Source organism: Microbacterium sp. K24 (genome assembly GCF_004794465.1).
Taxonomy (GTDB): Bacteria; Actinomycetota; Actinomycetes; order Actinomycetales; family Microbacteriaceae; genus Microbacterium.
The window spans coordinates 83,317-106,171 of record NZ_SSDJ01000107.1 but is presented as its reverse complement, the minus strand read 5'-3'; the positions used below and the strand labels follow the sequence as shown (position 1 = coordinate 106,171).

The 22,855-nt window shown below is 68.7% G+C and carries 23 protein-coding genes; 18 read left to right on the top strand and 5 right to left on the bottom strand.

Features of this window, described 5'->3' with window-relative positions; all coding sequences use genetic code 11:
* The 3 genes from DW306_RS21300 to DW306_RS10380 all read left to right on the top strand — a co-directional run.
* Positions 1-711 (top strand): hypothetical protein (locus tag DW306_RS21300; protein ID WP_168429289.1); only part of this gene is annotated, 711 nt, incomplete at its 5' end.
* Positions 712-765: 54 nt separating this feature from the next.
* Entirely contained in the window at positions 766-1,659 is an 894-nt protein-coding gene (locus DW306_RS10385; RefSeq protein WP_136055520.1) for a hypothetical protein, read from the top strand.
* Positions 1,660-1,701: 42 nt separating this feature from the next.
* Complete coding sequence (locus tag DW306_RS10380) at positions 1,702-2,370, top strand: endonuclease/exonuclease/phosphatase family protein (RefSeq protein ID WP_136055519.1); 669 nt, start codon at positions 1,702-1,704, stop codon at positions 2,368-2,370.
* A gap of 15 nt (positions 2,371-2,385) precedes the next feature.
* On the opposite strand, the gene DW306_RS10375 is transcribed toward DW306_RS10380, so the two are convergent.
* Positions 2,386-3,357: a helix-turn-helix domain-containing protein gene (locus DW306_RS10375; protein WP_136055518.1), complete on the bottom strand. Its 972-nt coding sequence runs from the start codon at positions 3,355-3,357 to the stop codon at positions 2,386-2,388.
* Positions 3,358-3,427: 70 nt separating this feature from the next.
* Between DW306_RS10375 and DW306_RS10370 the strand changes: the two genes are divergently transcribed.
* The 4 genes from DW306_RS10370 (at position 3,428) to glmM (ending at position 6,694) form a co-directional block, all read left to right on the top strand.
* Positions 3,428-4,180, top strand: a complete 753-nt coding sequence (locus DW306_RS10370; RefSeq protein ID WP_240747150.1) for an MBL fold metallo-hydrolase — start codon at positions 3,428-3,430, stop codon at positions 4,178-4,180.
* 181 nt (positions 4,181-4,361) lie between these two features.
* Complete coding sequence (gene rplM / locus DW306_RS10365) at positions 4,362-4,808, top strand: 50S ribosomal protein L13 (RefSeq protein WP_136055516.1); 447 nt, start codon at positions 4,362-4,364, stop codon at positions 4,806-4,808.
* A 27-nt stretch (positions 4,809-4,835) separates the two neighbouring features.
* A complete protein-coding gene (gene rpsI / locus DW306_RS10360; RefSeq protein ID WP_046012472.1) occupies positions 4,836-5,321 on the top strand; it encodes a 30S ribosomal protein S9 in 486 nt (161 codons plus the stop codon).
* Between the two features lie 14 nt (positions 5,322-5,335).
* Entirely contained in the window at positions 5,336-6,694 is a 1,359-nt protein-coding gene (glmM, locus tag DW306_RS10355; protein WP_136055515.1) for a phosphoglucosamine mutase, read from the top strand.
* Positions 6,695-6,779: 85 nt separating this feature from the next.
* On the opposite strand, the gene DW306_RS10350 is transcribed toward glmM, so the two are convergent.
* On the bottom strand, positions 6,780-8,300 hold the full coding sequence (locus tag DW306_RS10350; protein ID WP_136055514.1) for a hypothetical protein: 1,521 nt from the start codon (positions 8,298-8,300) through the stop codon (positions 6,780-6,782).
* Entirely contained in the window at positions 8,231-9,016 is a 786-nt protein-coding gene (locus tag DW306_RS10345; RefSeq protein ID WP_168429288.1) for a glycosyltransferase family 2 protein, read from the bottom strand. Before DW306_RS10345 ends, DW306_RS10350 begins: the two co-directional genes overlap by 70 nt.
* Positions 9,017-9,071: 55 nt before the next feature.
* On the opposite strand from DW306_RS10345, the gene DW306_RS10340 reads away from it, so the two are divergent.
* Complete coding sequence (locus DW306_RS10340) at positions 9,072-9,515, top strand: GtrA family protein (protein ID WP_136055512.1); 444 nt, start codon at positions 9,072-9,074, stop codon at positions 9,513-9,515.
* A gap of 14 nt (positions 9,516-9,529) precedes the next feature.
* On the opposite strand, the gene DW306_RS10335 is transcribed toward DW306_RS10340, so the two are convergent.
* Positions 9,530-10,951 (bottom strand): polysaccharide biosynthesis tyrosine autokinase, encoded by a 1,422-nt coding sequence (locus DW306_RS10335; RefSeq protein ID WP_136055511.1) that lies wholly within the window; start codon positions 10,949-10,951, stop codon positions 9,530-9,532.
* A gap of 111 nt (positions 10,952-11,062) precedes the next feature.
* Complete coding sequence (locus DW306_RS10330; RefSeq protein ID WP_136055510.1) at positions 11,063-12,427, bottom strand: polysaccharide biosynthesis tyrosine autokinase; 1,365 nt, start codon at positions 12,425-12,427, stop codon at positions 11,063-11,065.
* A gap of 71 nt (positions 12,428-12,498) precedes the next feature.
* Here DW306_RS10330 and DW306_RS10325 point away from each other — a divergent pair, with 71 nt between their 5' ends.
* The 10 genes from DW306_RS10325 to DW306_RS10280 all read left to right on the top strand — a co-directional run bounded on the left by DW306_RS10325 (position 12,499) and on the right by DW306_RS10280 (position 22,839).
* Positions 12,499-13,638 (top strand): hypothetical protein, encoded by a 1,140-nt coding sequence (locus DW306_RS10325; protein WP_136055509.1) that lies wholly within the window; start codon positions 12,499-12,501, stop codon positions 13,636-13,638.
* Between the two features lie 171 nt (positions 13,639-13,809).
* A complete protein-coding gene (locus DW306_RS10320) occupies positions 13,810-15,597 on the top strand; it encodes a nucleoside-diphosphate sugar epimerase/dehydratase (RefSeq protein WP_136055508.1) in 1,788 nt (595 codons plus the stop codon).
* Positions 15,594-16,724, top strand: a complete 1,131-nt coding sequence (locus tag DW306_RS10315; RefSeq protein WP_205814142.1) for an aminotransferase class I/II-fold pyridoxal phosphate-dependent enzyme — start codon at positions 15,594-15,596, stop codon at positions 16,722-16,724. Before DW306_RS10320 ends, DW306_RS10315 begins: the two co-directional genes overlap by 4 nt.
* The gene (locus DW306_RS10310; RefSeq protein ID WP_136055506.1) at positions 16,721-17,341 is read left to right on the top strand and encodes a sugar transferase; all 621 of its coding nucleotides are present in this window, start codon (positions 16,721-16,723) and stop codon (positions 17,339-17,341) included. Before DW306_RS10315 ends, DW306_RS10310 begins: the two co-directional genes overlap by 4 nt.
* Positions 17,334-17,975 (top strand): NeuD/PglB/VioB family sugar acetyltransferase, encoded by a 642-nt coding sequence (locus DW306_RS10305; RefSeq protein ID WP_136055505.1) that lies wholly within the window; start codon positions 17,334-17,336, stop codon positions 17,973-17,975. Before DW306_RS10310 ends, DW306_RS10305 begins: the two co-directional genes overlap by 8 nt.
* On the top strand, positions 17,972-19,093 hold the full coding sequence (locus DW306_RS10300) for an N-acetyl sugar amidotransferase (protein WP_136055504.1): 1,122 nt from the start codon (positions 17,972-17,974) through the stop codon (positions 19,091-19,093). Before DW306_RS10305 ends, DW306_RS10300 begins: the two co-directional genes overlap by 4 nt.
* Positions 19,090-20,235 carry a glycosyltransferase gene (locus DW306_RS10295; protein WP_136055503.1) on the top strand — a complete coding sequence of 382 codons (1,146 nt, stop codon included), beginning with the start codon at positions 19,090-19,092 and terminating at the stop codon, positions 20,233-20,235. Before DW306_RS10300 ends, DW306_RS10295 begins: the two co-directional genes overlap by 4 nt.
* The gene (locus tag DW306_RS10290) at positions 20,232-21,470 is read left to right on the top strand and encodes a glycosyltransferase family 4 protein (RefSeq protein ID WP_136055502.1); all 1,239 of its coding nucleotides are present in this window, start codon (positions 20,232-20,234) and stop codon (positions 21,468-21,470) included. Before DW306_RS10295 ends, DW306_RS10290 begins: the two co-directional genes overlap by 4 nt.
* Positions 21,467-22,069: an imidazole glycerol phosphate synthase subunit HisH gene (gene hisH, locus DW306_RS10285; protein ID WP_136055501.1), complete on the top strand. Its 603-nt coding sequence runs from the start codon at positions 21,467-21,469 to the stop codon at positions 22,067-22,069. The genes DW306_RS10290 and hisH overlap by 4 nt, the downstream gene beginning before the upstream one ends.
* Positions 22,066-22,839: a HisA/HisF-related TIM barrel protein gene (locus DW306_RS10280; protein ID WP_136055500.1), complete on the top strand. Its 774-nt coding sequence runs from the start codon at positions 22,066-22,068 to the stop codon at positions 22,837-22,839. Before hisH ends, DW306_RS10280 begins: the two co-directional genes overlap by 4 nt.
* The last annotated feature ends 16 nt before the right edge of the window (positions 22,840-22,855 follow it).

The following is a 22,855-nucleotide window of genomic DNA, read 5'->3' as shown; positions in this document are numbered from 1 at the left end:
CGGTCGCGCTGGGAGCGCCTGGCGCCGGGGGCCGAGACCTCCGACGGGCGCCGACGCGCGGCATCCGTCGAGGGGGAGACCCCGCGATGGCTGACGGTGCCGAGCGCCAGGACCGTGGGGCGTGTCGCGAACATCCTCCTCGCGGCGACCTTCGTGGCGCTCGCCGCGTTCATGCTCTCGGTCTTCCTGCGTCAGCAGTGCCGCACCTGCGACCCGGTCACCTGGAACCAGCCCGTCGAGACGGGGATCGACGTGCTGAGCCTCTCCAGCGGCATCGCGATCGCCGCCTGTGCCGCCGCCGGAGTCATCGCCTGGCTGAGCGGGGTCGCGCTGCAGTTCGGGCGCGAGATCGCTCTGGCCCGCTGGGCGGCTCAGGGAGCGCGACGTGTTCCGCCGACCGTCGTCCTCCCGCTCCTCACCGGCAACCGCGCGGTGGTTCGGCTGCAGTTCGGCTTGTCCACCCTCGGTGCTGCGCTGCTCATCCTGGGCACGGGGGTGACCTGGGCGGAGTCCGGGCTGCTGGACGCCGACGGCGTGCTGTGGGCCGGCGGCATCCTGATCGTGTCGGGGTTCGTTCTCGGGTGGACGGATGCCGCACGCAGCCGTCGAGAGAGGCAGACCGTCCGCGACGCGACCTTCCCGGGCGACGGGTATCACGATCCGCTGAGCCCTCGGGAATCGCGCCGATCCGCTGCGGGGCGCCGTCGCTGACCCGCATCAGTATGCTGAACCCACGCACGTTCTTCACGGAGCGACAGGGGCAATGTGACGGATCAGTTCGGCGCTCGGGCGGGCGCTTTCGCAGGGGCCCTGCGCGCGGCCATCTCCGAGCGCGGCATCACCCTGTCGAGGTTGCAGAAGGGTCTGGCCGACGACGGGAACGTCGTGTCCATGGCGACCCTCAGCTACTGGCGGTCGGGTGACCGCCAGCCCGAGGGCGCCCAGTCCCTCAGCGTCGTCGACGGGATCGAGGACCGCCTCGGACTCACCCGCGGACACCTGAGCTCCCTGCTCCGGCCGTCCACCAGGCTCGGCCCGATGGCCCCGCCGCGTCTGCCGTTCGACGAGGAGCGCGAGAATCGGGAGACCGAGGAGACGCTGAGCGCGCTGCGGTCCATCCCGCAGGATGCCCTGCGCGATCTCTCCACGCAGCTGACCGTTCGCGTCGGAGCGGACGGCGCGGTCGAGAGCATCGTGATGCGCTCGCTCGTCCAGGCGACGCACGGTGTGATCGCCGAACTGCCGCTGATCGACGTGGCGCCGGAGGAGACCGACGTCATGTCGGTGATCTCCGACGTCGTCGGCGGGCGCGTCGACCGCGAATACCTGCATCCCGGCCGCCTGCTCTCCGGTGTGGTGATCGCGCTCGACGAGCCGATCACGACCGGGGGAACGACGCTCTTCGAATTCACCGAGTCGTTCCCTCCGGGGTATCCGCCGCGCCAGTCCGCCTGGCATGCGACGTCGCGGTCGGCCAGGGAGACCCTGATCTGGGTGCATTTCCATCCGGACGCGCCGCCCAGCTGGTGCGAGGAGTACCTCGAGACCGAAGACGAGTACGTCTCGTCGATGCGCTCGGTGCGCAGCGGATCGGTGCACGTCGCGCGCCATGGATTCGGTCCGGGAGTCCTCGGGATCCGCTGGGGATATGACGAGTGATCCACGCTCGCACGCGGTCATGGCGGTAGCGTTGGCGGGGTCATGAAGGTCATCTCCTACAACCTCAACAAGCACAAGGCGGCGGGCGAGCTCACCGAACTCGTGAACGCGCACGATCCCGACATCCTGTGCCTGCAGGAATGCGACGTGCCCGAGCTCCCCGAGCAGATCGGCGGTCTCGTGCTGGCGGACGCCACCCAGAGCAACCGGCTCGGGCTCGCGCTGTTCTACCGGGCGAGCACCTTCCATCTGCAGGGGATCCGGATGCTGGGACTGAAGAAGTCGCTGCACGACCGCATCGCGAAGCCGGCGCACGAGCGCGTGCTCGCGGCGCGGGTGCGCGACATCGATCACGGCCGGGACTTCATCGTCGCATCGTTCCACGCCGCGCCCCTGACGGCCCTGAACTCGCTGCGGCGTCATCAGATCCGCGCGGCGCTCGACGAAGTCGCCCTGCTCGGCGAGGGGCTTCCCCAGCTGATGGTCGGCGACTACAACTACCCGCTGTTCAAGGAGAGCCTCGGGCAGACCGTGCGGGACCACGGCTACTCGCTGTCGTTGAGCGATGATCACACGTACACGCGGTACCGGGTGTTCCGCGGTCACTTCGACTTCGCGACCTCCAAGGGCTTCGAGATCCAGCGCATCACGACCCTGCCGCAGAGATCGAGCGACCACATGCCGATCCTGGTGACCGTCAGGCCGGACTGAGGCGGAACCCGCCGCTCACGCGGCTCCGGTGCGGAACGCCGCACGATGCGCGGCGGGGCTCACCCCGAGTCGCTGACGGAAGTGCAGGCGCAGCGAGACGGCGCTGCCGAACCCGGCGAGCTCCGCCACCCGGTCGATCGTGTCGTCGCCGCTCTCGAGAAGCGTGCGCGCGAATTCGACGCGCTGGTCGAGCAGCCACTGCTGCGGGCTGGTGGCGGTGCGGTCCCGGAAACGGCGGGTGAAGGTGCGGCGGGACATGTGCGTCGCGGCCGACCAGGAGTCCACGTCGATGGGGGAGTCGAGGCGCTCCCGCGCCCACAGCATCGCCCGACCGATCGGGTCGTCGGCGGACACGGCGACGACCGGGGCCGGGATGTACTGCGCCTGGGACCCGGTGCGGTGCGGGGCGAGGACCAGAGAGCGGGCGAGGGCCGACGCCGCGACGCTCCCGTGGTCCGATCGGACGATGTGCAGGCAGCAGTCGAGGGCGGCGGCGGCGCCGGCCGAGGTGATGACGTCGCCGAGATCGCTCCAGAGCACGTCGTCACGCACGCGTATCCGGGGTTCAGCCGCCGACAGCCGGTCGGCGGCGGCCCAGTGCGTCGACACCTCGCGGCCGTCCGCGATGCCCGATGCCGAGACGACGATGGTGCCGAGGCAGAGTCCGACGATGCGCGCACCGCGGCGATGCGCACGCCGTATCGCCTCGAGCAGGTCCGTCGACGGTTCCGTCCCCTCGCGCCAGCTGGGGATGACCACGAGATCGGCGTCGTCCATCGCCTCGAGCCCGGCGTCGACCTGGATGCCGTAGCCCGCTCCGGTCGGCATCGAGCCCGGATTCTCGGCGCAGACCTCGACATCGTAGAGGCCCTCCACGCCGTCGAGCCCCGCACCGCCGAACACGAGAGTCGGCACCGACAGGTGGAAGGGGCTGATGTGCGGGAACGCGAGGACCGCCACACGTGAGCGGAGGGCGGGGGAAGCCATGGCCTGATCCTATCGGAAGTGTGCATTCAGGCCACTGGGCGCGGAGGAGCGGATGCCGGAGACTCGACCCATGACACAGATCTCAGCTCTCCTCGTCGGCGGTCCGACGCTTCACTTCACCTACGCCGGTCTGGGCTTCCTGACCGATCCCACCTTCGACGAGCCCGGCTCGTACGACGGGCCCGTCGTCCTGCGCAAGCTCACGGGTCCCGCCGTTCCGGCATCCGCTCTCGGGGCGATCGACGCCGTGCTGCTCTCGCACGACCAGCATGAGGACAACCTCGACAACGCCGGGCGCGCGCTGCTCGGCGAGGTGCCCCTGGTGCTCGGCACCGAGGAGTCGGCCGCGCGCATCGCCGGCATCACCGGCCTCGCACCCTGGCAGGAGCACCGGGTCGGCGACGTCGTCGTCACCGCGGTCCCCGCGCTGCACGGGCCCGAGGGCGCCGAAGCGCTCGCGGGAGTCGTCACCGGGTTCGTGCTCGAGGCCGAGGGGCACCCGACCGTGTACGTGTCGGGCGACAACGCCTCGGTCGACCTGGTGCGCGAGATCGCCGCACGGTTCCCCTCGATCGCGATCGCGGTGCTCTTCGCCGGTGCCGCGAACGTCGGGCGCTTCGGAGACATCGACCTGACGCTGAACGCCCGCACGGCTCTGGAGGCGGCCGAGGTCCTCGTGGACGCCGTCATCGTGCCCGTGCACGCCGAAGGCTGGTTCCACTTCTCCGAGACCCGGGAACGGCTCGTCGCCATGTTCGGATACGCCGGCGAGGGCGATCGCCTGCAGGTGCTCCCGGCAGGGGAGCGGGTCGCCATCGGATGACGCGGTTTGGGGGAAGGGTGTCCGGTGGCGTATGCTGTCTCTTTGGTGCCCTTCCCTTCTGCGGGGAAGATGCACTATCCGAACGTGAGCCCTCCACTGGCGTGTTCCTCCCCCTGGGGAAGAACCACCCCGGAGTGGGATTCACGAACTTCTCCGTTCGACATAAGAAAGCAGCACTATCGTGACGCGCACTTACACCCCGAAGGCCGGCGAGGTCCAGCGTGACTGGGTCGTCATCGACGCCACCGACGTCGTTCTCGGCCGCCTGGCCTCGCACGCCGCTACGCTCCTGCGTGGCAAGCACAAGCCCACCTTCGCCAACCACATCGACTCGGGTGACTTCGTCATCATCGTGAACGCCGACAAGGTCGCGCTCACCGGTCAGAAGCTCCAGAAGAAGCTGGCCTACCGCCACTCGGGCTACCCGGGCGGCCTGAAGTCGGTCACCTACGCCGAGCTTCTCGAGAAGAACCCCATCCGCGCTGTGGAGAAGGCCATCCGTGGCATGCTCCCGAAGAACAGCCTGGGCCGTCAGCAGCTGTCGAAGCTCAAGGTGTACGTCGGTGCCGAGCACCCGCACGCCGCGCAGCAGCCCCAGCCGTACACCCTCAACCAGGTCGCCCAGTAAGCGCCGTAAAGACTTAAGGACATACTCGTGGCTGACATCCAGGACACCACCGAAACCCCGCAGAACTTCTCGACGTCGACTCCCGAGACCGAAGCAGTCGAGGCGGCTCCCCGCCCCGTGCTGAGCGTCCCGGGCGCCGCTGTCGGCCGTCGCAAGCAGGCCATCGCCCGCGTGCGCATCGTCCCCGGCTCGGGCACGATCACGGTCAACGGCCGCACGATCGAGGACTACTTCCCGAACAAGCTGCACCAGCAGCTGATCAACGACCCGTTCACGGTGCTCAACCTCACCGGCGCATACGACGTCATCGCCCGCATCTCCGGTGGTGGCCCCTCGGGCCAGGCCGGCGCGCTGCGTCTCGGCATCGCCCGTTCGCTGAACGGCATCGACGAGGAGAACAACCGTCCGACCCTGAAGAAGGCCGGCTTCCTCTCGCGCGACGCTCGCGTCAAGGAGCGCAAGAAGGCTGGTCTCAAGAAGGCCCGTAAGGCGCCTCAGTACTCGAAGCGCTAAGGTCCACTGCTCCGATGCCGATCTTTGGCACGGACGGCGTGCGAGGACTTGCCAATGGCATCCTCACCGCCGACCTGGCGCTCACCCTGGCCCAGGCGACTGCTGTCGTCCTGGGCCAGGGCCGTACTGCGGAGTCTCGCAAAGCCGAAGGCAAGCGACTCACCGCAGTTGTCGCCCGCGACCCCCGGGTCTCAGGGCACTTCCTCACGGCCGCGGTCTCTGCCGGCCTCGCCTCCTCGGGCGTCGACGTGCTCGAGGCGGGCGTCATCCCGACGCCGGCGCTCGCGTTCCTCGTCGCCGACCGTGACGCCGACTTCGGCGTGATGATCTCGGCGTCGCACAACGCCGCGCCCGACAACGGCATCAAGATCTTCGCCCGCGGCGGGCGCAAGCTCCCCGACGTCGTCGAGCAGCGCATCGAGGAGGCCATGGCGGGCGAGAAGCTTCGTCCGACCGGTGCCGGCGTCGGCCGCATCGAGCGGTTCTCCGACGCGGAGGATCGCTACGTCCTCCACCTCCTCGGCTCGCTGCCGAACCGTCTCGACGGCATCCACGTCGTGCTGGACTGCGCCCACGGCGCTGCCTCCGGCGTCTCCCCGGAGACGTTCCGCGACGCGGGCGCCGAGGTGACCGTCATCGGCGCCGATCCCGACGGCTGGAACATCAACGACGGCGTCGGCTCGACCCACCTCGACAACCTCGCGGACGCCGTCGTGCGTCTGGGCGCCGACATCGGCATCGCCCACGACGGCGACGCGGACCGCTGCCTCGCGGTCGACGCGCAGGGCAACCACATCGACGGCGATCAGATCATGGCGATCATCGCGGTGTCGATGAAGGAGCGCGGCCACCTCACCGACGACACCCTCGTCGCGACGGTGATGAGCAACCTCGGTCTGCACGTCGCCATGCGCGAGCACGGCATCACCGTGCGGCAGACCGCGGTCGGCGACCGCTACGTGCTCGAGGACATGAACCAGGGCGGTTACGCCCTGGGCGGCGAGCAGTCGGGTCACGTCATCATGAGCGAGTACGCCACCACCGGCGACGGGCTGCTCACCGGCCTCCACCTGGTGGCCGAGATGGCACGACAGAAGAAGACCATCGCCGAGCTCGCCTCGGTGATGACCGTCTACCCGCAGGTGCTCATCAACGTGCGCGACGTCGACAAGGATCGCGTGGCCGACGATGAGCATGTGCAGCGTGCCGTCCGCGAGGTCGAGGCCGAGCTGGGCGACACCGGGCGCGTGCTGCTGCGCAAGTCGGGTACCGAGCCGCTCGTGCGCGTGATGGTCGAAGCGGCGGACGCCGAGTCGGTGCGCGAGTACGCGGATCGCCTGGCCGGAGTGGTCCAGGAGCGTCTGGCGCTCTGACGATCACTCGCCTCTGAACGAGATCGAACGCCCCGCCGGAGTGCGGGGCGTTCGTCGTCTCCGGCCCTGTGACACCGGCGCCGCGCTACGGCGCCGCGCAGATCCGGAAATAGCCGCTGTCGACGAGGGTCTCGGTCGCGCAGACGCCGCCGGTCAGCCGGGGCACTCCCTGCATCGCCTCGGCGTCGAACAGGCCCACGTGTGCGCCCGAGAGGACGATCGGAGCGACGGCCGCACCCCACGGGTCTGCGGCCAGCCACTCGACGTCGTTGTCGGCGACCCAGGCCGCGAGGGGGGCGATACCGGCGCGCTGCTGCTCCAGCGTGATCAGGGTCGGTGGCGCGAACTGGGCGGCGACGTGCACGACGCCGCCGGCGGCGACCACGAGCGCGACGACGGATGCTGCGACGAACCCCGCTGTGCGCATGGCCCGGGCGCGCGGCATCCGCACCACGGCCCAGACCGCCACGGCCGCGATGATCGGGAAGAACGCGAGGATGCCCGGCGCCGGATGCCGCACCCAGAGCGGCAGCCGCGACGCGGTCGCCCACCAGCCCACGAAGGCGAGAGCGCCGACGAAGGCCGCGAGTGCGTAGGCGATGACGATGCGCTCCTCGGGGGTCGCCGAGCGCCAGCGGAGCACGATGCCCGTGACCGCGAGCGCGATGGCGATGACGGCGCCGACGGCGGCGATCACTCCCGGCAGCGACCACGATTCCGCGAGCGTGCCCAGCTTCTGCACGACCGACGTGGCAGCATCGCCCTGTCCGCCGCTGCGGACGAAGCCCACGAGGCTCCGCAGATGGTCGACGAACCCGGAGAGTCCGAGGGACATCAGGGCGGCGAGTTCGAACAGCAGGGTGGGCACCGCGACCATCACCAGGGGGAGCCACGCGCGTCCCAGGAGGTCGCGCACGCGCGCCCAGCCCCTGCCGTCCGACAGCACCCAGAGGGCGATGGCGAAGGCGGGGAGTGCGAGCAGCACGATGAGCTTCGCCTGGATGGCGAGGCCGACGAGGAGGCCGGCGAGCCACGCGCGGCGCGGCAGCACGATGAGAGCCCAGACGAGGAGCGCAGCGGCCGGGATCTCGCCGAGCAGGTCGGCGGGCCCCTGGATCGGTGAGACGCTGGCGTTCGCCGTGAAGGCGAGAGGCACGGCCACCGCGAGCAGGGCCGCCCAGCGACCCCCGATCCGTCGTCCGATGACGGCGAGCCCGGCGAGCAGCAGCACCCAGTAGGCCAGGGGGACAAGGCGCGCCGCCAGCACGGGGTCGATGCCCGTGGCGAGCAGCACCGTCACGGGGAGCAGCACGACGGGACCGGTCGAGATGCGCGGGTCGAACGGGGTGATGGTCGAGCCGGAGAGGGCGCCGTCGCTCGAGTATCCGAGTCCGGCGAGGAGGTTCTGCGGAACGGTGAGGTTGAACGCCTCGTCCTCCCAGAAGCGCCAGACGACGAGGCTGTGCCAGGCGACGATCACGTGTCCCACCAGCAGTGCGACCGCGGCCGCCCAGAACAGGATCGTGCGCGTGCGGGTCATCGCGAGACGGGCTCCGGCCGACGGATGCCGCGCAGCGGGGCCGACGGGCGCAGCGACAGGGTCCATGCCTCCACGAGGGCGGAGCGCACGAACGCGCGCAGACGCTTCGGCGGCAGGCTGACGCCGTTGCCGCGCCCCCACATGGTGCCGGTGGTCGACGCGCCGCGACGAGGGATGCTGGCGACCCGCAGGTACCGGACGGTATAGCCGGCACGGGCTTCGGCGAGGGAGAAGTGCACGTGCGGCACCGAGGCGTCGGCGGGGATCGCGTCGATCAGGGTGCGCAGAGCGTCGGGGCGGTAGGCGCGCAGGGGCGTGTTGACGTCGGGGATCCGGCGCCCGGCGGCGAGGGCGATCAGCAGACCGACCGCCGAGGTGAGGACTTTCCGGTACCACGGGTCGGTACGTCCGTCGCGGACGCCGTGCACGACATCCGCATCCGCCTGGTCCAGCGCGGCGAGGAGGCGGGGGAAGTCTCTCCCGTAGAACTGCCCGTCGCCGTCGACGTGCACCAGCGCGGTCGGATTCGCGGCCAGACCGGCCCGGTAGGCCGCCAGCGCCGTCGGACCATGCCCGCGGTTGACCGGCTGCACCTCGACCGTCACGTCGGCGACGTCATCGAAGACCGATGCCGTGGCATCCGTCGATCGGTCGTCGGCGACGTGGAACGTGACCCGGTCGGCCAAGGGCGACACGGCATCCCTGATCTCGTCGATGAAGCCCCGGATGCCCTCGGCCTCGTTGAAGGCGGGCATGACGATGGCGAGATGGCTGAGAGTCACAGGGGTCCTAGAGGTGGCCGGGCGCAGGGCATTCTGCAAGTAGCCTAGTTGAGCCATGAATCCTCCCTCCCGACTGCGCCGCTTCATCGGCGTCGGCAGCCGCTTCCTCGTCGTCGGGGGTCTGAGCACCCTCATCGAGATCGGCGTCTTCAACCTGCTCGTCTACGTGTGGGGCTGGGATGTCGTCGCGGCCAAGATCGTCGCGTCGCTCGTCGCACTCGTGAACGCGTACATCGGCAACCGCGAGTGGACGTTCCGCCACCGCGACCGCCGCGGCCGCGTCGCCGAGGTCGCGCTGTTCCTCGGCACCAATGCCGTGTGCACCGCGATCGGCGCCGGGCTCGTCTGGGCCGGCGTCGAACTGGTGGCCGCGTCACTGGGTCGCACTCCGGGGGCGGTCGCGGTGAACGCCGTGAACCTCGTGAGCATCGTGATCGTGGTGCTCCTGCGCTTCGTGCTCTACCACTGGGTCGTCTTCCGGGTCGCCCCGAAGTCCTGACGGCCGGAGAAGAGTCAGGCGGAGACCTTGGCGCGCTTGCGCTTCTTCGGCTTCGGGGCAGGGTCGTCGGTGTGGGTGGAGCCGTACGTGTAGGCGCCGTAGCCGTAGCTGTCGGGGCCCTTGGTCGGCAGCATCGTGACGACCACGCCGAGGAGATTCACGCCGGCCGTTTCGAGCGTGCGCACCGCGCCGGCGAGCTCCTGCTTCTTCGTCTTGCCGGATGCCGCCGTGATGATGACGCCTCGCGTCTTGCTGCCCACGACCGCGGCATCCGTCACGAGCAGGAGCGGCGGTGCGTCGATGAGCACGTAGTCGAAGTACTCTCCGAGCGGTGCCAGCACCTGATCCATGGCGGCTGAGCCCAGCAGCTCGCTCGGGTTCGGCGGCACCTGTCCGCTGGGGAGCACGTACAGGTCGTTCGTGCCCCACTTCTGCAGGGCATCGGCCACGTCGATGCGGCCGATGAGCACGTCGGTCAGGCCCACGCTGCCCTCGATGTCCATGTAGTCGGCGACGCGGGGCAGACGCAGGTCGCCGTCGACGAGCGCGACGCGGGCGCCGGTCTCGGCCAGCGCGATCGCCAGGTTCGCGGTCGTCGTCGACTTCCCCTCGCCGGGGCCGGCGCTGGACACCACGAAGATCCGCGGGCCGGCGTCGACGTTCAGGAACTGCAGGTTGGTGCGAAGGCTGCGGAACGACTCGGAGCGCGGGCTGCGCGGGTCGGCATGCACGATCAGCGGCCGCTTCGTCGCCTCGGGGTCGAAGGCGATGCCACCCAGAACCGGGCGGTCGGTCAGCGACTCGATGTCCTGCAGGGTGTGGATGCGGTTGTCGAGCACCGTCCGCAACGTCGCGATCGCGATGCCCACGGCCAGGCCGATGATGCCGCCGAGGATGATGAGCATCCGCACGTCCGGGCTCGTCGGCGCGGTCGGGGCGACAGCGGGCTCGGTGACATTGATCCGCACCGGGCTGACGGCGCCTTCGACAGCGGGCTGCTCGAGCGTGTCCTGCACTGCATCCTGGAAGCTCGCGGCGACCGCGTTGGCGATGTCGGCCGCCTTGTCTGCTTCGCGGTCGGTCACGGTGATGTCGATCAGGACCGTGTTGAGCGGGGCCGTGGCGACCACGCGGCTGCTGAGTCCGCCGACGCTCTCGTCGAGGCCGAGCTCGTCGATGACGGGCTCGAGCACGAGCGCCGTGCCGACGACGTCGACGTAGCTGGTCACCATCTGGCGGGCGAAGGTCGTGCCCTGCACGAGGTCGCCGGTGGCAGCGCCCTCGGTGCGCACCGAGACGTACAGCTGCGTGGAGGCGACGTACTTCGGCTGCTGGAGTGCCGCGTATCCGCCGCCGGCGGCGAGGCCGAGGATCAGCAGGACGAGGATCAGGATCCAGTTCCGATGCAGGATGCGCACATAGTCGCGAAGTTCCACGCGGCAGATTCCCCCTGTTGTTCGCAGTCTCCATCCGTCAGGACGAGCCGCATGATGATTCCGGCTATTGTCCCATGGGGCGCTTCGACCCTGTGCACCACCGCCGGTGGGTCAGGCTCCCGAGCGTGCGGCGTGCGCGTCGTACGGGTTCTTCTCGGCGCCGGCGGCCCGGACCTTCGTGAGGACCGTTCCGAGCACGCGCGCGTCGACCGCTTCGATGCCCTTGCCCGCATCGGCGAGGTGGGCGGCGTGCGTCGAACCCGACGCGGCGACGAGGATCGCCCCGGTCGCAACGCGGGCGATCACCGCGGCATCCGTCACCAGCAGCAGGGGCGGCGCGTCGATGATCACGACGTCGAACGCGGCCGTCAGCGCCTCGACGAGCTGCGCCATCGTGCGTGAGCCGAGCAGCTCGGCCGGGTTCGGCGGCACCGTTCCCGCCGGCAGGATGAACAGCGCGCTGCGTCCCCATCGCTCGATGACGTCGTTCAGCTCCACGCGCCCGGCGAGCACATCGCTGAGGCCGATTCCGCCTTCGATGCCGAAGTACTCGGCGATGCGCGGAAGACGCAGGTCGCCGTCGACGAGCGCGACGCGATGACCGGCGTCCGCGAACGCGAGAGCGAGGTTGCCGGCGGTGGTGGACTTGCCCTCGCCCGGGCCCGAGCTGGTGATGACGAAGACGCCCTGGCCTTTAGAGAAGAGGAAGCGCACGTTGGTGCGCAGGGCGCGGAACGCCTCGGCTCGCTGCCCCTGCGGCGCCGAGCTCACCGCGAGCGGATGCTCCGCAGCATCGGCGTCGAGCGGGATCTGACCGAGGACGGGGACGGCGACGGACGCCTCCACATCGGAGGCCGTGCGCACCCGCTGGTCGAGTGTCGCCCGCAGCAGCGCGACCCCGATGCCGACCGCGAGCCCGATGAGCGCGCCGACCACGAGCGACAACGGCAGGTTCGGCGCGACCGGGACCGTCGGCACCTGCGCCGACTGGAGGGTGACGAGGCGGACGGAGTACGCCGTCTCCTGCTCGCGCTTCTCCAGCGTCTCGGTGACGACCGTGGTGAAGCTCTCGGTGACCGCGTTCGCGATGCGCGCGGCCTGCCCGGGGTTGCGGTTCTCGACGCTGATCGAGATGATCGCGCTGTTCACGGCGGCATCGGTGCTTATGCGGCCGGCGAGGCGCTCCGGGCTGGTGGACAGGTTCAGGTCCTCGATCACCGGGCTGAGCACGAGCGAGCTGGTGAGGACCGTCCGGTACGTCCCGACCGCCTGCATGGCGTAGCTCGTGGCGAGTGCCCGATCGGAGGACGTGGCCGTGTCGCTGACCTGCACGGTCACCATGACATCGGCGGAGGCCTCGTACCTCGGCGGGGTGAGCATCGCGACCAGAGCGCCCGTCGAGAGCCCGATGAGGAGACCTGCCACGACGAGGACCAGCTGGCGCCGCAGCACCCGGAGGTAGTCGTGGAACTCCATGGCTCTCCCGGTGGGCGGCGCGGATCGGCGGTATCGTCTCCTGAGACTACCGATATATCGATGAAGGCAGCATGGCACCCCTGAGCGATCTCTTTCCGGACGGTCCGCGCGCGGACCTGTCCGCCGGCGCGCCTCGGGACGACCATCACACCGTCTGGCGTCTGCGCGAGATGATCGGCGAGCCGAGGGACCAGCGCGGCCCCGCCCGCCCCGTGGCTGAGACCGACGCGCTCATCCGCCGCGTCGAAGCCGCGGCGAGGACCGCCGTGCCGATCACGATCAGCGTCGACGATGTCGTCTCGCCGCCGAAGCGTTCACGTCGGACGGTCGATCCGCTCACGACGGGGGCCGCGGCGCTGGCTGTGCTCGCGGTCATCGCGGCCGCCGCCGTCGGCGGCGTGCAGATGGCGACGGCGAGCCCGGCGGCGAGCTCGGTCACGGCGCTGGAAGCCGACGAGGCCGCCCTCCAGAACGGACACCAGTCCCTGATCACGACCCGCGACCGGATCATCGCTGACATCGCATCCCAGACAGCGGACGCGGCGCTCCTGCGGGGCGCGCTGCTGAACACGAGCACCGTGCCGGACCCGGCATCCGACCGCGACTCCGTCATCGAGGTGACGGACCCCGCAGCGCTGTCGACGGCTCTCGCGGCTGTCGACGCCTACGCCGCGGGTCTCGCGACCATCGTCGTGCCGGAGGCGCCCGCCGAGTACGAGCGGGGCGACATCGACGAGGAATCGCTGGCAGAGGTCGGGAGCGCGATCGATTCCGCGCAGGAGCAGATCCTGGCGCTCGACGCGGCGACGACCGAGATGCGATCGATCCGCACGCAGCTGGACGCGCTCCGACCGCCGGCGGACGCGGCGGTGACCGCGTATGCGGCGACGTTCGCAGGGAACGCGGAGGCCGCGGCGTCCCGGTACCCGGACGCCGACGAGGCATTGCAGACCGCGCTGGTCGAGGCTGCGGCCCAGGTCGGGTCGACGAGTCTCTGGGGAGCGGCGGGCGTCACGACCCTCGAGGTGTACCGCGACGCGTTCGCGGCCGTGGCGGCCGATCAGCTGCGGGTCGAGATCGAGCGCCAGCAGGGCACGCGTCGGTCGAGCCCGCGCACCGATGCGGAGGAGACCCCGCCGCCTGCGGATACGACGGACCCCGGCTCGGAGACGCCGGATCCCGGGACGTCGGACGGTGAGGGAACGCCGTAACTCGCGTACTCAGACGCGAACCTGCGCAATACCTGTGAGAACATATCTCCAGGGGAGTGAGTAAGTCTGAGGGGGCTTCCAGTCTTGAGTGCCAAACAGGAGTTCGTCAGTACGTCGACGAGCAATATTCCGATATTCTCGGGTGGTTCCATCACCCAGAGACGCCGTCGGATGTTCGCGGCGATCGTCGACGGACTCTCCTGGAGCTTCGGCGTCGTGCTCGCGATCGCCCTGCGGTTCGAATTCATGATGGACGCGCAGGGCTGGATCGCGACCAGCCTGCTCGCGCTCACTGCCGGTGCGATCCAGATCGTCGTCGGCTACGCGACGTCGCTCTATCGTGGCCGGTTCGCCTACGGATCCTTCGATGAGGTGCGCGCCGTGGGCATCATCGTCGTGATCGAGGCGATCGCGCTCTCGCTGCTGGTCATCCCCCTGGGCCCGATCATCGGAGTGCCCCGCGGCACCCTGCTGCTCGCGTTCCCGTTCGTCCTCCTCCTGATGTTCGGCGTGCGCTATCTGGCGCGCCTGCTCATCGAGCGCGCCCGCAAGCCCGGCGCGGACGCCACGCCCGCTCTGATCATCGGCGCGGGTTTCATCGCCGACAAGCTGCTCGCCAACGTGACGATCGACCCGGCTTCGCCCATTCGGCCCGTCGGGCTTCTCGATGACGACCCGGACAAGCGCAACCTCCGGCTGCGCGGCGTCTCGGTGGTCGGCACCACCCATGACGTCGCGGAAGCCGCGCAGCGCACGGGCGCCGAGCTCGCCATCATCGCGATCGGCCGCGCCGACAGCGCGCTCCTGCGCGAGCTGAGCGACCGTGCCGAGGCCGCGGGTCTCCGCGTCGCGGTCACGCCGTCGCTCCATTCCCTGAACTCGGGGGAGGGATCGATCAGCGACGTCCGCGACATCAGCATCGAAGACCTCATCGGTCGGCATCCCGTCGACACCAACGTCGAGCTGATCGCCGGATATGTGACCGGTCGGCGCGTGCTGGTGACGGGCGCCGGGGGATCGATCGGCTCGGAGCTCTGTCGACAGCTCGCCAAGTACGGTCCGCGCGAGCTGATCATGCTCGACCGCGACGAGACCGGACTCCAGGACGCCCAGCTCGGCACGGCGGGGCACGGTCTGCTCGACACGAACGACGTGGTGCTCGCCGACATCCGCGACGTCGACCTCGTCGACCGCATCTTCGACGAGCGGCAGCCCGAGGTCGTCTTCCACGCGGCGGCGCTCAAGCACCTGCCGATGCTCGAGCAGTACCCCGACGAGGCCTGGAAGACGAACGTCATCGGATCGCTCAACGTGCTCAATGCCGCGCGCCGGGTGGGCGTGTCGACCTTCGTCAACATCTCGACCGACAAGGCGGCCAATCCGACGAGCGTGCTCGGGCACTCGAAGCGCGTCGCCGAGAAGCTGACGGCGTGGGCCGGCCAGGAGACCGGGATGCGCTACCTCTCGGTGCGCTTCGGCAACGTGATCGGCAGCCGCGGATCGATGCTGCCCACCTTCCAGCGGCTCATCGCGGACGGGCGTCCGATCACCGTCACGCACCCCGACGCCACGCGGTACTTCATGACGATTCCCGAGGCATGCCAGCTGGTCGTGCAGGCGGGGGCCATCGGCCGCGCCGGTGAGGTGCTCATCCTCGACATGGGTGAGCCGGTGTCGATCCTCGAGGTCGCCAAGCGCATGGTCGCGATGTCGGGCAAGAACATCGAGATCGTGTTCACGGGCCTGCGCCCCGGGGAGAAGCTGCACGAGGAGCTGGTGGGTTCACGTGAGAACCTCGAGCGTCCCTTCCACCCGAAGGTCTCGCACACCCGCGCCGACGTGATCACGCCGGAGCGACTGGACAAGACGGGATGGATGGCACGGATGTTCGCGAGCCCGCGGGACAACGACACGGTCGTCATCGAGCCGATCCGTCTCGCCAAGGCGGCCGACGCGTGAGCGAACGGATCTACATGTCGTCGCCCGACGTGGGCGAGGCGGAGGAGCAGGCGGTCGTGGCCGCGATGCGCTCCGGCTGGATCGCCCCGCTCGGCCCCGACGTCGACGCGTTCGAGCGCGAACTCGCCGATCGCCTCGGCGTCGCACACGCCGTGGCGTTGAGCTCGGGAACCGCGGCGCTGCACCTCGGCCTCCTCACCCTCGGCGTGGAGCCCGGCGATGTCGTCCTGACGTCGTCGATGACCTTCGCGGCGACCGCGAATGCGATCGTCTACACGGGTGCCGAACCGTACTTCATCGATGCGGACCCCGCGACGGGGAACATGGACGTCGCTCTGCTCCGCGAGGCGCTCACCGAGCTCCGCGACGCGGGAGAGAGGGTGTCGGCGATCGTGCCGGTCGACCTGCTCGGCAAGGCGGTGGACTACACCGCGATCCTCGCGCTGGCCGACGAGTTCGGCGTGCCCGTGCTGTCGGATGCCGCGGAGTCGCTCGGCGCCACGCATGCGGGGCGTGCGGCCGGCAGCTTCGGCCGCGCATCCGTCGTCTCCTTCAACGGCAACAAGATCATGACCACGTCGGGCGGCGGCATGCTGCTCACCGACGACGCCGAGGTCGCGCAGCACGTGCGATACCTGGCCACGCAGGCGCGGCAGCCGGTAGTGCACTACGAGCACACGGACATCGGCTACAACTACCGGATGAGCAACCTGCTCGCCGCACTCGGGCGTGCGCAGCTCACGCGCCTCGACGCGATGATCGCGCGTCGCCGTGAGATGCGCGAGCTCTACAAGGCGCTGTTCGCCGACGTCGACGGCGTCGAGGTCTTCGGGGCGGACGGCGATGAAGCCGACAACGTCTGGCTGACCTCGATCCTGGTGGATGCCGAGACGACCGGGTGGGAGCCCTCGGCGCTCGCCGCTGCCCTCGCGGAGGACAGCATCGAGAGCCGTCCGCTGTGGAAGCCGATGCACGCGCAGCCCGTCTTCGCCGGTGCCCGCAGCAAGACGAGCGGTGCGTCGGAGTCTCTCTTCGCGCGCGGCCTGACGCTGCCGAGCGGCTCTGCACTGACGCCCTCTCAGCGCGAGCGCGTGCTCGCGGCGATCCGCGGCTTCCTGACGCGATGAGTGCACGGATCCGCCCCTACGATATCGTCAAGCGTGCGCTCGACGTGGTCGCGTCGGCCGTCGCCCTCGTGCTGCTGTCGCCCGTGATCGTCGCGACCGCCGTGCTCGTCGCTATCAAGCTCGGACGGCCCGTCGTGTTCGCGCAGGAGCGTCCGGGCCGGGACGGCCGGATCTTCACGCTGTACAAGTTCCGCTCCATGCGCTCGATCGACGAGTCGCGCGGGTGGGTGACGGATGCCGATCGGCTCACCCCGTTCGGCGTGCGGCTGCGGGCGACCAGCCTCGACGAGCTGCCGAGCCTGTGGAACGTGCTGCGCGGCGACATGAGCGTCGTCGGCCCCCGCCCGCTGCTGGTCGAGTATCTCGAGCGGTACTCGCCGGAGCAGGCGCGTCGGCACGAGGTGCGTCCCGGCATCACCGGCCTGGCGCAGGTGACCGGTCGCAACGCGATCTCCTGGGAGAGCAAGTTCGCCCAGGACGTGCGGTACGTCGACCGGCGCAGCGTCGGACTCGACCTCCGGATCGTCATCGCGACGGTAGCCTCGGTCGTGAAACGCGAGGGCATCTCGGCAGAAGGGCACGCGACCATGACGAAGTTCGGTGAGGCCCATGGCTGAGCGGATCGTGATCATGGGCGCGGGCGGCTTCGGCCGTGAGACCCTCGACGTCGTCGAGGCGCTGATCGCCGCGGGGGAGCCGCTGCAGCTCCTCGGCGTCGTCGACACCGGGCCCCGTCAGGTCGACCTCGGCCGCCTGGCCGAGCGCGGCATCGCGTACCTCGGCACCGAAGAGGAATGGCTGCCGACGGCGGCCGGTGATGAGCGGTTCGTCGTCGCCATCGGCTCGCCGACCGTCCGCGAGGCCGTCGCGCAGCGACTGTCGAATGCCGGCCTGCGGGCGACGACTCTCATCCACCCGCGTGCCGTCATCGGCTCGCGTGCACGGATCGGAGACGGCGTCGTGATCACCTCCGGCGTGCAGGTCTCCACCAACGTCAGCATCGGCGACCACGTGCACCTCAACCCTGCCAGCATCATCGGTCACGATGCGACCCTCGCCGACTTCGTCTCGGTGAATCCCGGGGCGATCGTCTCGGGGAACGTCGTCGTCGAGAGCGGAACCCTTCTCGGCGCGGGCTCCGTCGTGCTTCAGGGGCTCACGGTCGGTGCCGGTGCGACCGTGGGAGCCGCGGCGTGCGCCACGAAGGACGTCGCAGCGGGAGCGACGGTGAAAGGAGTGCCGGCTCGATGACCGTTCGAGAATGTACGCGCTGCATCATGAACTCCGCGGTCGACCCGGACATCGTCCTTACCGACGGCGTGTGCAACCACTGCCGCAGATACGACGCGCTCCTCGAGTCACGCGTTGTTCCTGTCGAGCAGCGCCCTGCCAAGCTCGCACAGGTCGTGGAAGCAATCGCACGCGCAGGAAAAGGCAAGGAGTACGACTGCATTATCGGGGTCAGCGGCGGGGTGGACAGTTCGTACGTCGCATTGCAGGTGAAGCGCCTGGGTCTGCGGCCGCTGGCCGTCCACGTCGACAATGGGTGGAACTCCGCGCTGGCCGTTCTGAACATCGAACGTCTCCTGAGGGTTCTCGACATCGACCTGCACACCGAGGTTCTGCGGCTCGATGAGTTTTACGATCTGCAGCGTTCATTCCTGTGGGCGTCGACCCCGGATGCTGACATCCCGAGTGATCACGCGATCCAGGCCACGCTGTGGAAGGTCGCTCGCGAACACGGAGTGCGGTTCATCATCTCGGGCATGAACTTCGCCACGGAGTCGATCAGCGTTCCGTCGTGGTCGTACGGTCATTCGGATTGGCGCTATCTGAACGACGTGCATCGTCGATTCGGGCGCGTGGCTCTGCGAACCTATCCTCATTTCGGTTTCGTCACTCTCGCGTGGACGACCTTCGTTCGCCGCGTGAGAATCGTGTCGATCCTCAACTATCTCGAGTACGACAAGTCGAAGGCGATGGGGGAGCTGGTCGAGCAGCTCGGCTGGGTCCCTTACGAAGGCAAGCACTACGAGTCGATCTTCACGCGCTGGGTGCAAGGGTTCTACCTTCCGCGGAAGTTCGGAATCGACAAGCGTCGAGGTCACTACTCCGATTTGATCAACTCGGGCCAGATCAGCAGAGCCGATGCGCTGGCCGCCGTCGCGGACAGCGACTACAGCGACCGATTGAGATTGGAAGACGAGATCCTGCTGCTCAAGAAGCTCTCCCTCACCCCGGCGCAGCTCACGGAGATCGTGGAACGACCTGCGTCGAGCTATCGCGACTATCGGAACTCCTACGGCTTCGTCCAGTTTCTCCGCGGGATGGTCAACCGCCTTCGCAGGCTGGGACTTTATCCGCGATGAATGACAGCGTGAATCTCCACATCTATCCAGCCCCGATCGTCAATGAGAGCCGTATCTTCCGTCAGACGAAAGCCGCCGCCGAGACGGGGCTGTTCGAGCGCGTGGTGGTCCTTGGACAGAGAGCGGGCGGCCTTCCCGACACCGAGAGACTGGACGGAAACCGATCGATCGAACGAGTCGGTGCGGCGGTCGATGCGCGCCCGCGCTCTCTGATCGGACGCGTGCGCGAACAGATCTCATGGTCGGTCGCAGCGTATCGCGCTTGGAAGAAGCGGGCTGTGCGCGTCGTCAACGCGCATTCCGTGGCCGTGCTGCCCGTCAGCTACGCGATCGCCCGCCGCCATAAGGCGGCCTTGATCTACGACACTCACGAACTCGAGACGGAGACCTCGACGTCGGGGGGCCTCCAGGGCAAGGTGTTCCGGATGATCGAGCGTCGCTACATTCGTCGATGCGCCGCCGTCTTCGTCGTCAACGAGTCGATAGCGGCTTGGTATCGCTCGGCGTATCCGGGCGTCCGTGTGACGAGCGTGCGCAACGCGCCTTCCCGGATGAGTCATCCGACACCGGTCGACCTTCGCCACCTGTTCGGCATCCCGGCCGAGAGCAGGATCTACGTCCACGTCGGGAACGTGGTCGCTCACCGTCATGTGCCTGAGATCCTCGAGGCCTTCGTGGCTCGGGAGTCGTCGGGAGACCATGTCGTGTTCATCGGAGGCGGAACGCTCGCCGACCTCGTCCGGACGGCGGCGAGCACGCACGTCAACATCCATCACCTCGAGGCCGTAGCCCCTGATGCGGTCGTCGACACGGTTGCGGGAGGCGACGTCGGGCTCTGCATGATCGAGGCGACCTGCCTCTCCTATGCGCTGTCCTTGCCGAACAAGGCGCTGGAGTATTCCATGGCGGGGATCCCCTTCTTCTACACGGACCTCGTGGAGGTCGATCATCTGCTCGGTTCCGAGGGCGGCGACTGGAAGATCGAAGGAAGCTCGGACGCCCTCGTCGGCGCCATGGCGAGCATGGACGATGACCGTCTGGCAGAGGGGCGCGCAGCGATCGAACACGTCGATCTTCCGACGTGGCCTGTTGAATCCGCTCGCATGATCGATGAGTACCGACGGGTGCTGGGCGCCGTATGAAGACCGTCTGGATCGTCAACCATTATGCGACCGACCCGAACGAGACGGCTTCCGGCTCCCGTCATTTCTCGCTCGCACGGGGACTCGCCCAGCGAGGCTGGACGGTGATCCTGCTCGGCGCGAGCACCGAACACCCTTCAGGACGGCGTCGGAGGGATGTCTCGGATCGTCGATTCACCGACCGTGTGCGAGATGGCGTGACCTTCCGATTCCTCAGAAGCCCCGAGTATCGAGGAGGCGTCGGTCGCCTGCGGAACATGCTCGTCTTCACTGCCGCGCTGCTGAGGCAGGCAAGCGTCCGAGACCTCTCGCGCCCGGACGTTGTGGTCGGCAGCACCGTCCACCCCCTGGCCGCCTGGGCCGCGTCGGTCCTCGCGAGACGCGCCGGCGTTCCCTTCATCTTCGAGATCCGTGATCTGTGGCCGCAGACATTGATCGACATGGGAAAGCTTTCCCCTCGAGGGCCGCTGACCTGGATGCTGCGGCGGCTCGAGCGCACGCTCTGCTCCCGCGCTGCCGCCGTCATCACGTTGCTGCCGTTCGCGTCCGAATACCTGGTCTCTCAAGGCGTTCCTCTGGAGAAGGTGGTGTGGATCTCGAACGGCACCGACGCGCATGACTTCGACGGCACCCCACCGGTGGACGGCGACGAGTTCGTTTTCATGTACCTCGGCTCGGTGGGAAGGGCGAACGGCGTGCGGGCCATCGTGGACGGATTCCTATCCGCCGCAGCCGCCGAACCGCGGATGCGTCTGGTGATCGTCGGTGATGGCGCAGAACGCCGGGCGATCCAGAGGAGGGCGGAGGAGTCGGAACACAGCGCTCGCGTCGTCTTCGAGCCTCCGGTGCCGAAGGATCAGGTTCCGTCTTTGGTCGGAGGTGCGGACGCAATGGTCATCAACATCCTGGATCTGGACGTGTATCGCTACGGCGTGAGCATGAACAAGATCTTCGACTACGCCGCCGCCGCTCGACCGATCCTGGTGGCGAGCAGCGCTCGGAACAATGTGGTCTCCGAAGCTGACGCCGGGATCGTCGTTCCCGCCGACGATGCGGATGCTCTTGCCACGGCGATGGTGAGCATGGCGTCGACGGCCGCCGCCGATGATCGTCGTCGGTGGGCCGACAACGCCCGCGCCCACGTGATCGCCAATTACGACTACCGCGCGCTGGCGGGGAGGCTCGACGAAGTGCTCGTCCGCTGCACCGAGTCCGCCAGAGGGAGGAAGAGATGATCACGATCGTCGATTACGGGGTCGGGAACATCGGTTCGCTGATCAACATGTTCCGGCGCATCGGCCAGGAGGCCGAACTCTCTTCAGACCCCGGGCGGATCGCCCGCGCGGACCGCCTGCTCCTGCCCGGCGTCGGCGCCTTCGACGCCGCGACGGCGAAACTCCGCGCCGGGGGATTCGACGCGGCGATCCATGAGCAAGCGCGCACCGGTCGTCCAGTGCTCGGTATCTGCCTCGGGATGCAGCTGCTGCTCGATTCGAGCGAGGAGGGGGTGTCGGCTGGGCTGGGACTGATTCCCGGGAGCAGTGTGCGTTTCGACGACTCGCAGGGGATGCGGGTGCCCCACATGGGCTGGAATCAGTTGGAGATACGCAAGCCCGCCGCCCTCGTCGACGCGCTCCCGGCGGGGCACCGGTTCTACTTCGTGCACAGCTACCGCGTGGTCGTGTCTGATGAGCGGGATGAGCTGGCGCGCAGCGACTACGGAGGCGAGTTCACGTCGATGGTGCAGCGGGAGAACGTCACCGGGGCCCAGTTCCACCCGGAGAAGAGCCATGCGTTCGGCATGCAGATGCTCGATCAGTGGAGCCGTTCATGATCGGGCCGCGGGTGATACCCGTTCTCCAGATCGATGAAGGCGGCTGGCTGGTCAAGACGCGGCAGTACCGCAGCCCTCGGTATCTGGGGGACCCCATCAATGCTGTCAAGATCTTCAACGAGAAGCAGGTCGATGAGCTGGTCGTCGTCGACATCGCGGCCAGTCGATCGCTCAGTGATCCGGCGTACGACATCCTCGCCGACATCGCGTCGGAGGCATTCATGCCGGTGGCCTACGGCGGGGGGCTTCGCACGGTCGATCAGGCGCGTCGTGTCGTCGGTCTCGGAATCGAAAAGGTGATCGTCAATTCCGCGCTCTTCGCCGCACCGGCCTCCGTCGAGTCGATGGCGGCCGAACTCGGATCCCAAAGCGTCGTCGCGAGCATCGATTTCCGACGCCGACACGACGGCACGCTGGTCGCGGTAGCCGCTTCGGGGGGCCGTGACGAGAACGAGCAGGTGGATGACCTCGCCCGGCGAGCGGTCGAGCTCGGGGTAGGCGAGATCATCGTCTCAGCGATCGACCGGGAAGGCGTTCGGAACGGGTACGACCTCGAGGCTCTCCGCCTCGTCGCCGGCTCGGTCCGGGTCCCGGTGATCGCCCTCGGCGGAGCGTCAGATGTCGACGACTTCGTCGCAGCGCTCGGAGCAGGGGCGAGTGCGGTTGCCGCAGGAAGCCAGTTCGTCTTCTACGGCAGACGTGACGCCGTGCTGATCACATACCCGCAGCCCGAGGTCATCGTGTCGTTGGGGAGTATTGACAAGCACTGAACGTACGAACGACCGA

Bases quoted from the DNA above. Each gene is read 5' to 3' on its own strand.
- DW306_RS10380 (WP_136055519.1), top strand. From the start codon at position 1,702: ATGAAGGTCATCTCCTACAACCTCAACAAGCACAAGGCGGCGGGCGAG.
- DW306_RS10375 (WP_136055518.1), bottom strand. From the start codon at position 3,357: ATGGCTTCCCCCGCCCTCCGCTCACGTGTGGCGGTCCTCGCGTTCCCG.
- DW306_RS10370 (WP_240747150.1), top strand. From the start codon at position 3,428: ATGACACAGATCTCAGCTCTCCTCGTCGGCGGTCCGACGCTTCACTTC.
- glmM (WP_136055515.1), top strand. From the start codon at position 5,336: ATGCCGATCTTTGGCACGGACGGCGTGCGAGGACTTGCCAATGGCATC.
- DW306_RS10350 (WP_136055514.1), bottom strand. From the start codon at position 8,300: ATGGACCCTGTCGCTGCGCCCGTCGGCCCCGCTGCGCGGCATCCGTCG.
- DW306_RS10340 (WP_136055512.1), top strand. From the start codon at position 9,072: ATGAATCCTCCCTCCCGACTGCGCCGCTTCATCGGCGTCGGCAGCCGC.
- DW306_RS10330 (WP_136055510.1), bottom strand. From the start codon at position 12,427: ATGGAGTTCCACGACTACCTCCGGGTGCTGCGGCGCCAGCTGGTCCTC.
- DW306_RS10325 (WP_136055509.1), top strand. From the start codon at position 12,499: ATGGCACCCCTGAGCGATCTCTTTCCGGACGGTCCGCGCGCGGACCTG.
- DW306_RS10320 (WP_136055508.1), top strand. From the start codon at position 13,810: ATGTTCGCGGCGATCGTCGACGGACTCTCCTGGAGCTTCGGCGTCGTG.
- DW306_RS10310 (WP_136055506.1), top strand. From the start codon at position 16,721: ATGAGTGCACGGATCCGCCCCTACGATATCGTCAAGCGTGCGCTCGAC.
- DW306_RS10305 (WP_136055505.1), top strand. From the start codon at position 17,334: ATGGCTGAGCGGATCGTGATCATGGGCGCGGGCGGCTTCGGCCGTGAG.
- DW306_RS10300 (WP_136055504.1), top strand. From the start codon at position 17,972: ATGACCGTTCGAGAATGTACGCGCTGCATCATGAACTCCGCGGTCGAC.
- DW306_RS10295 (WP_136055503.1), top strand. From the start codon at position 19,090: ATGAATGACAGCGTGAATCTCCACATCTATCCAGCCCCGATCGTCAAT.
- DW306_RS10290 (WP_136055502.1), top strand. From the start codon at position 20,232: ATGAAGACCGTCTGGATCGTCAACCATTATGCGACCGACCCGAACGAG.
- hisH (WP_136055501.1), top strand. From the start codon at position 21,467: ATGATCACGATCGTCGATTACGGGGTCGGGAACATCGGTTCGCTGATC.
- DW306_RS10280 (WP_136055500.1), top strand. From the start codon at position 22,066: ATGATCGGGCCGCGGGTGATACCCGTTCTCCAGATCGATGAAGGCGGC.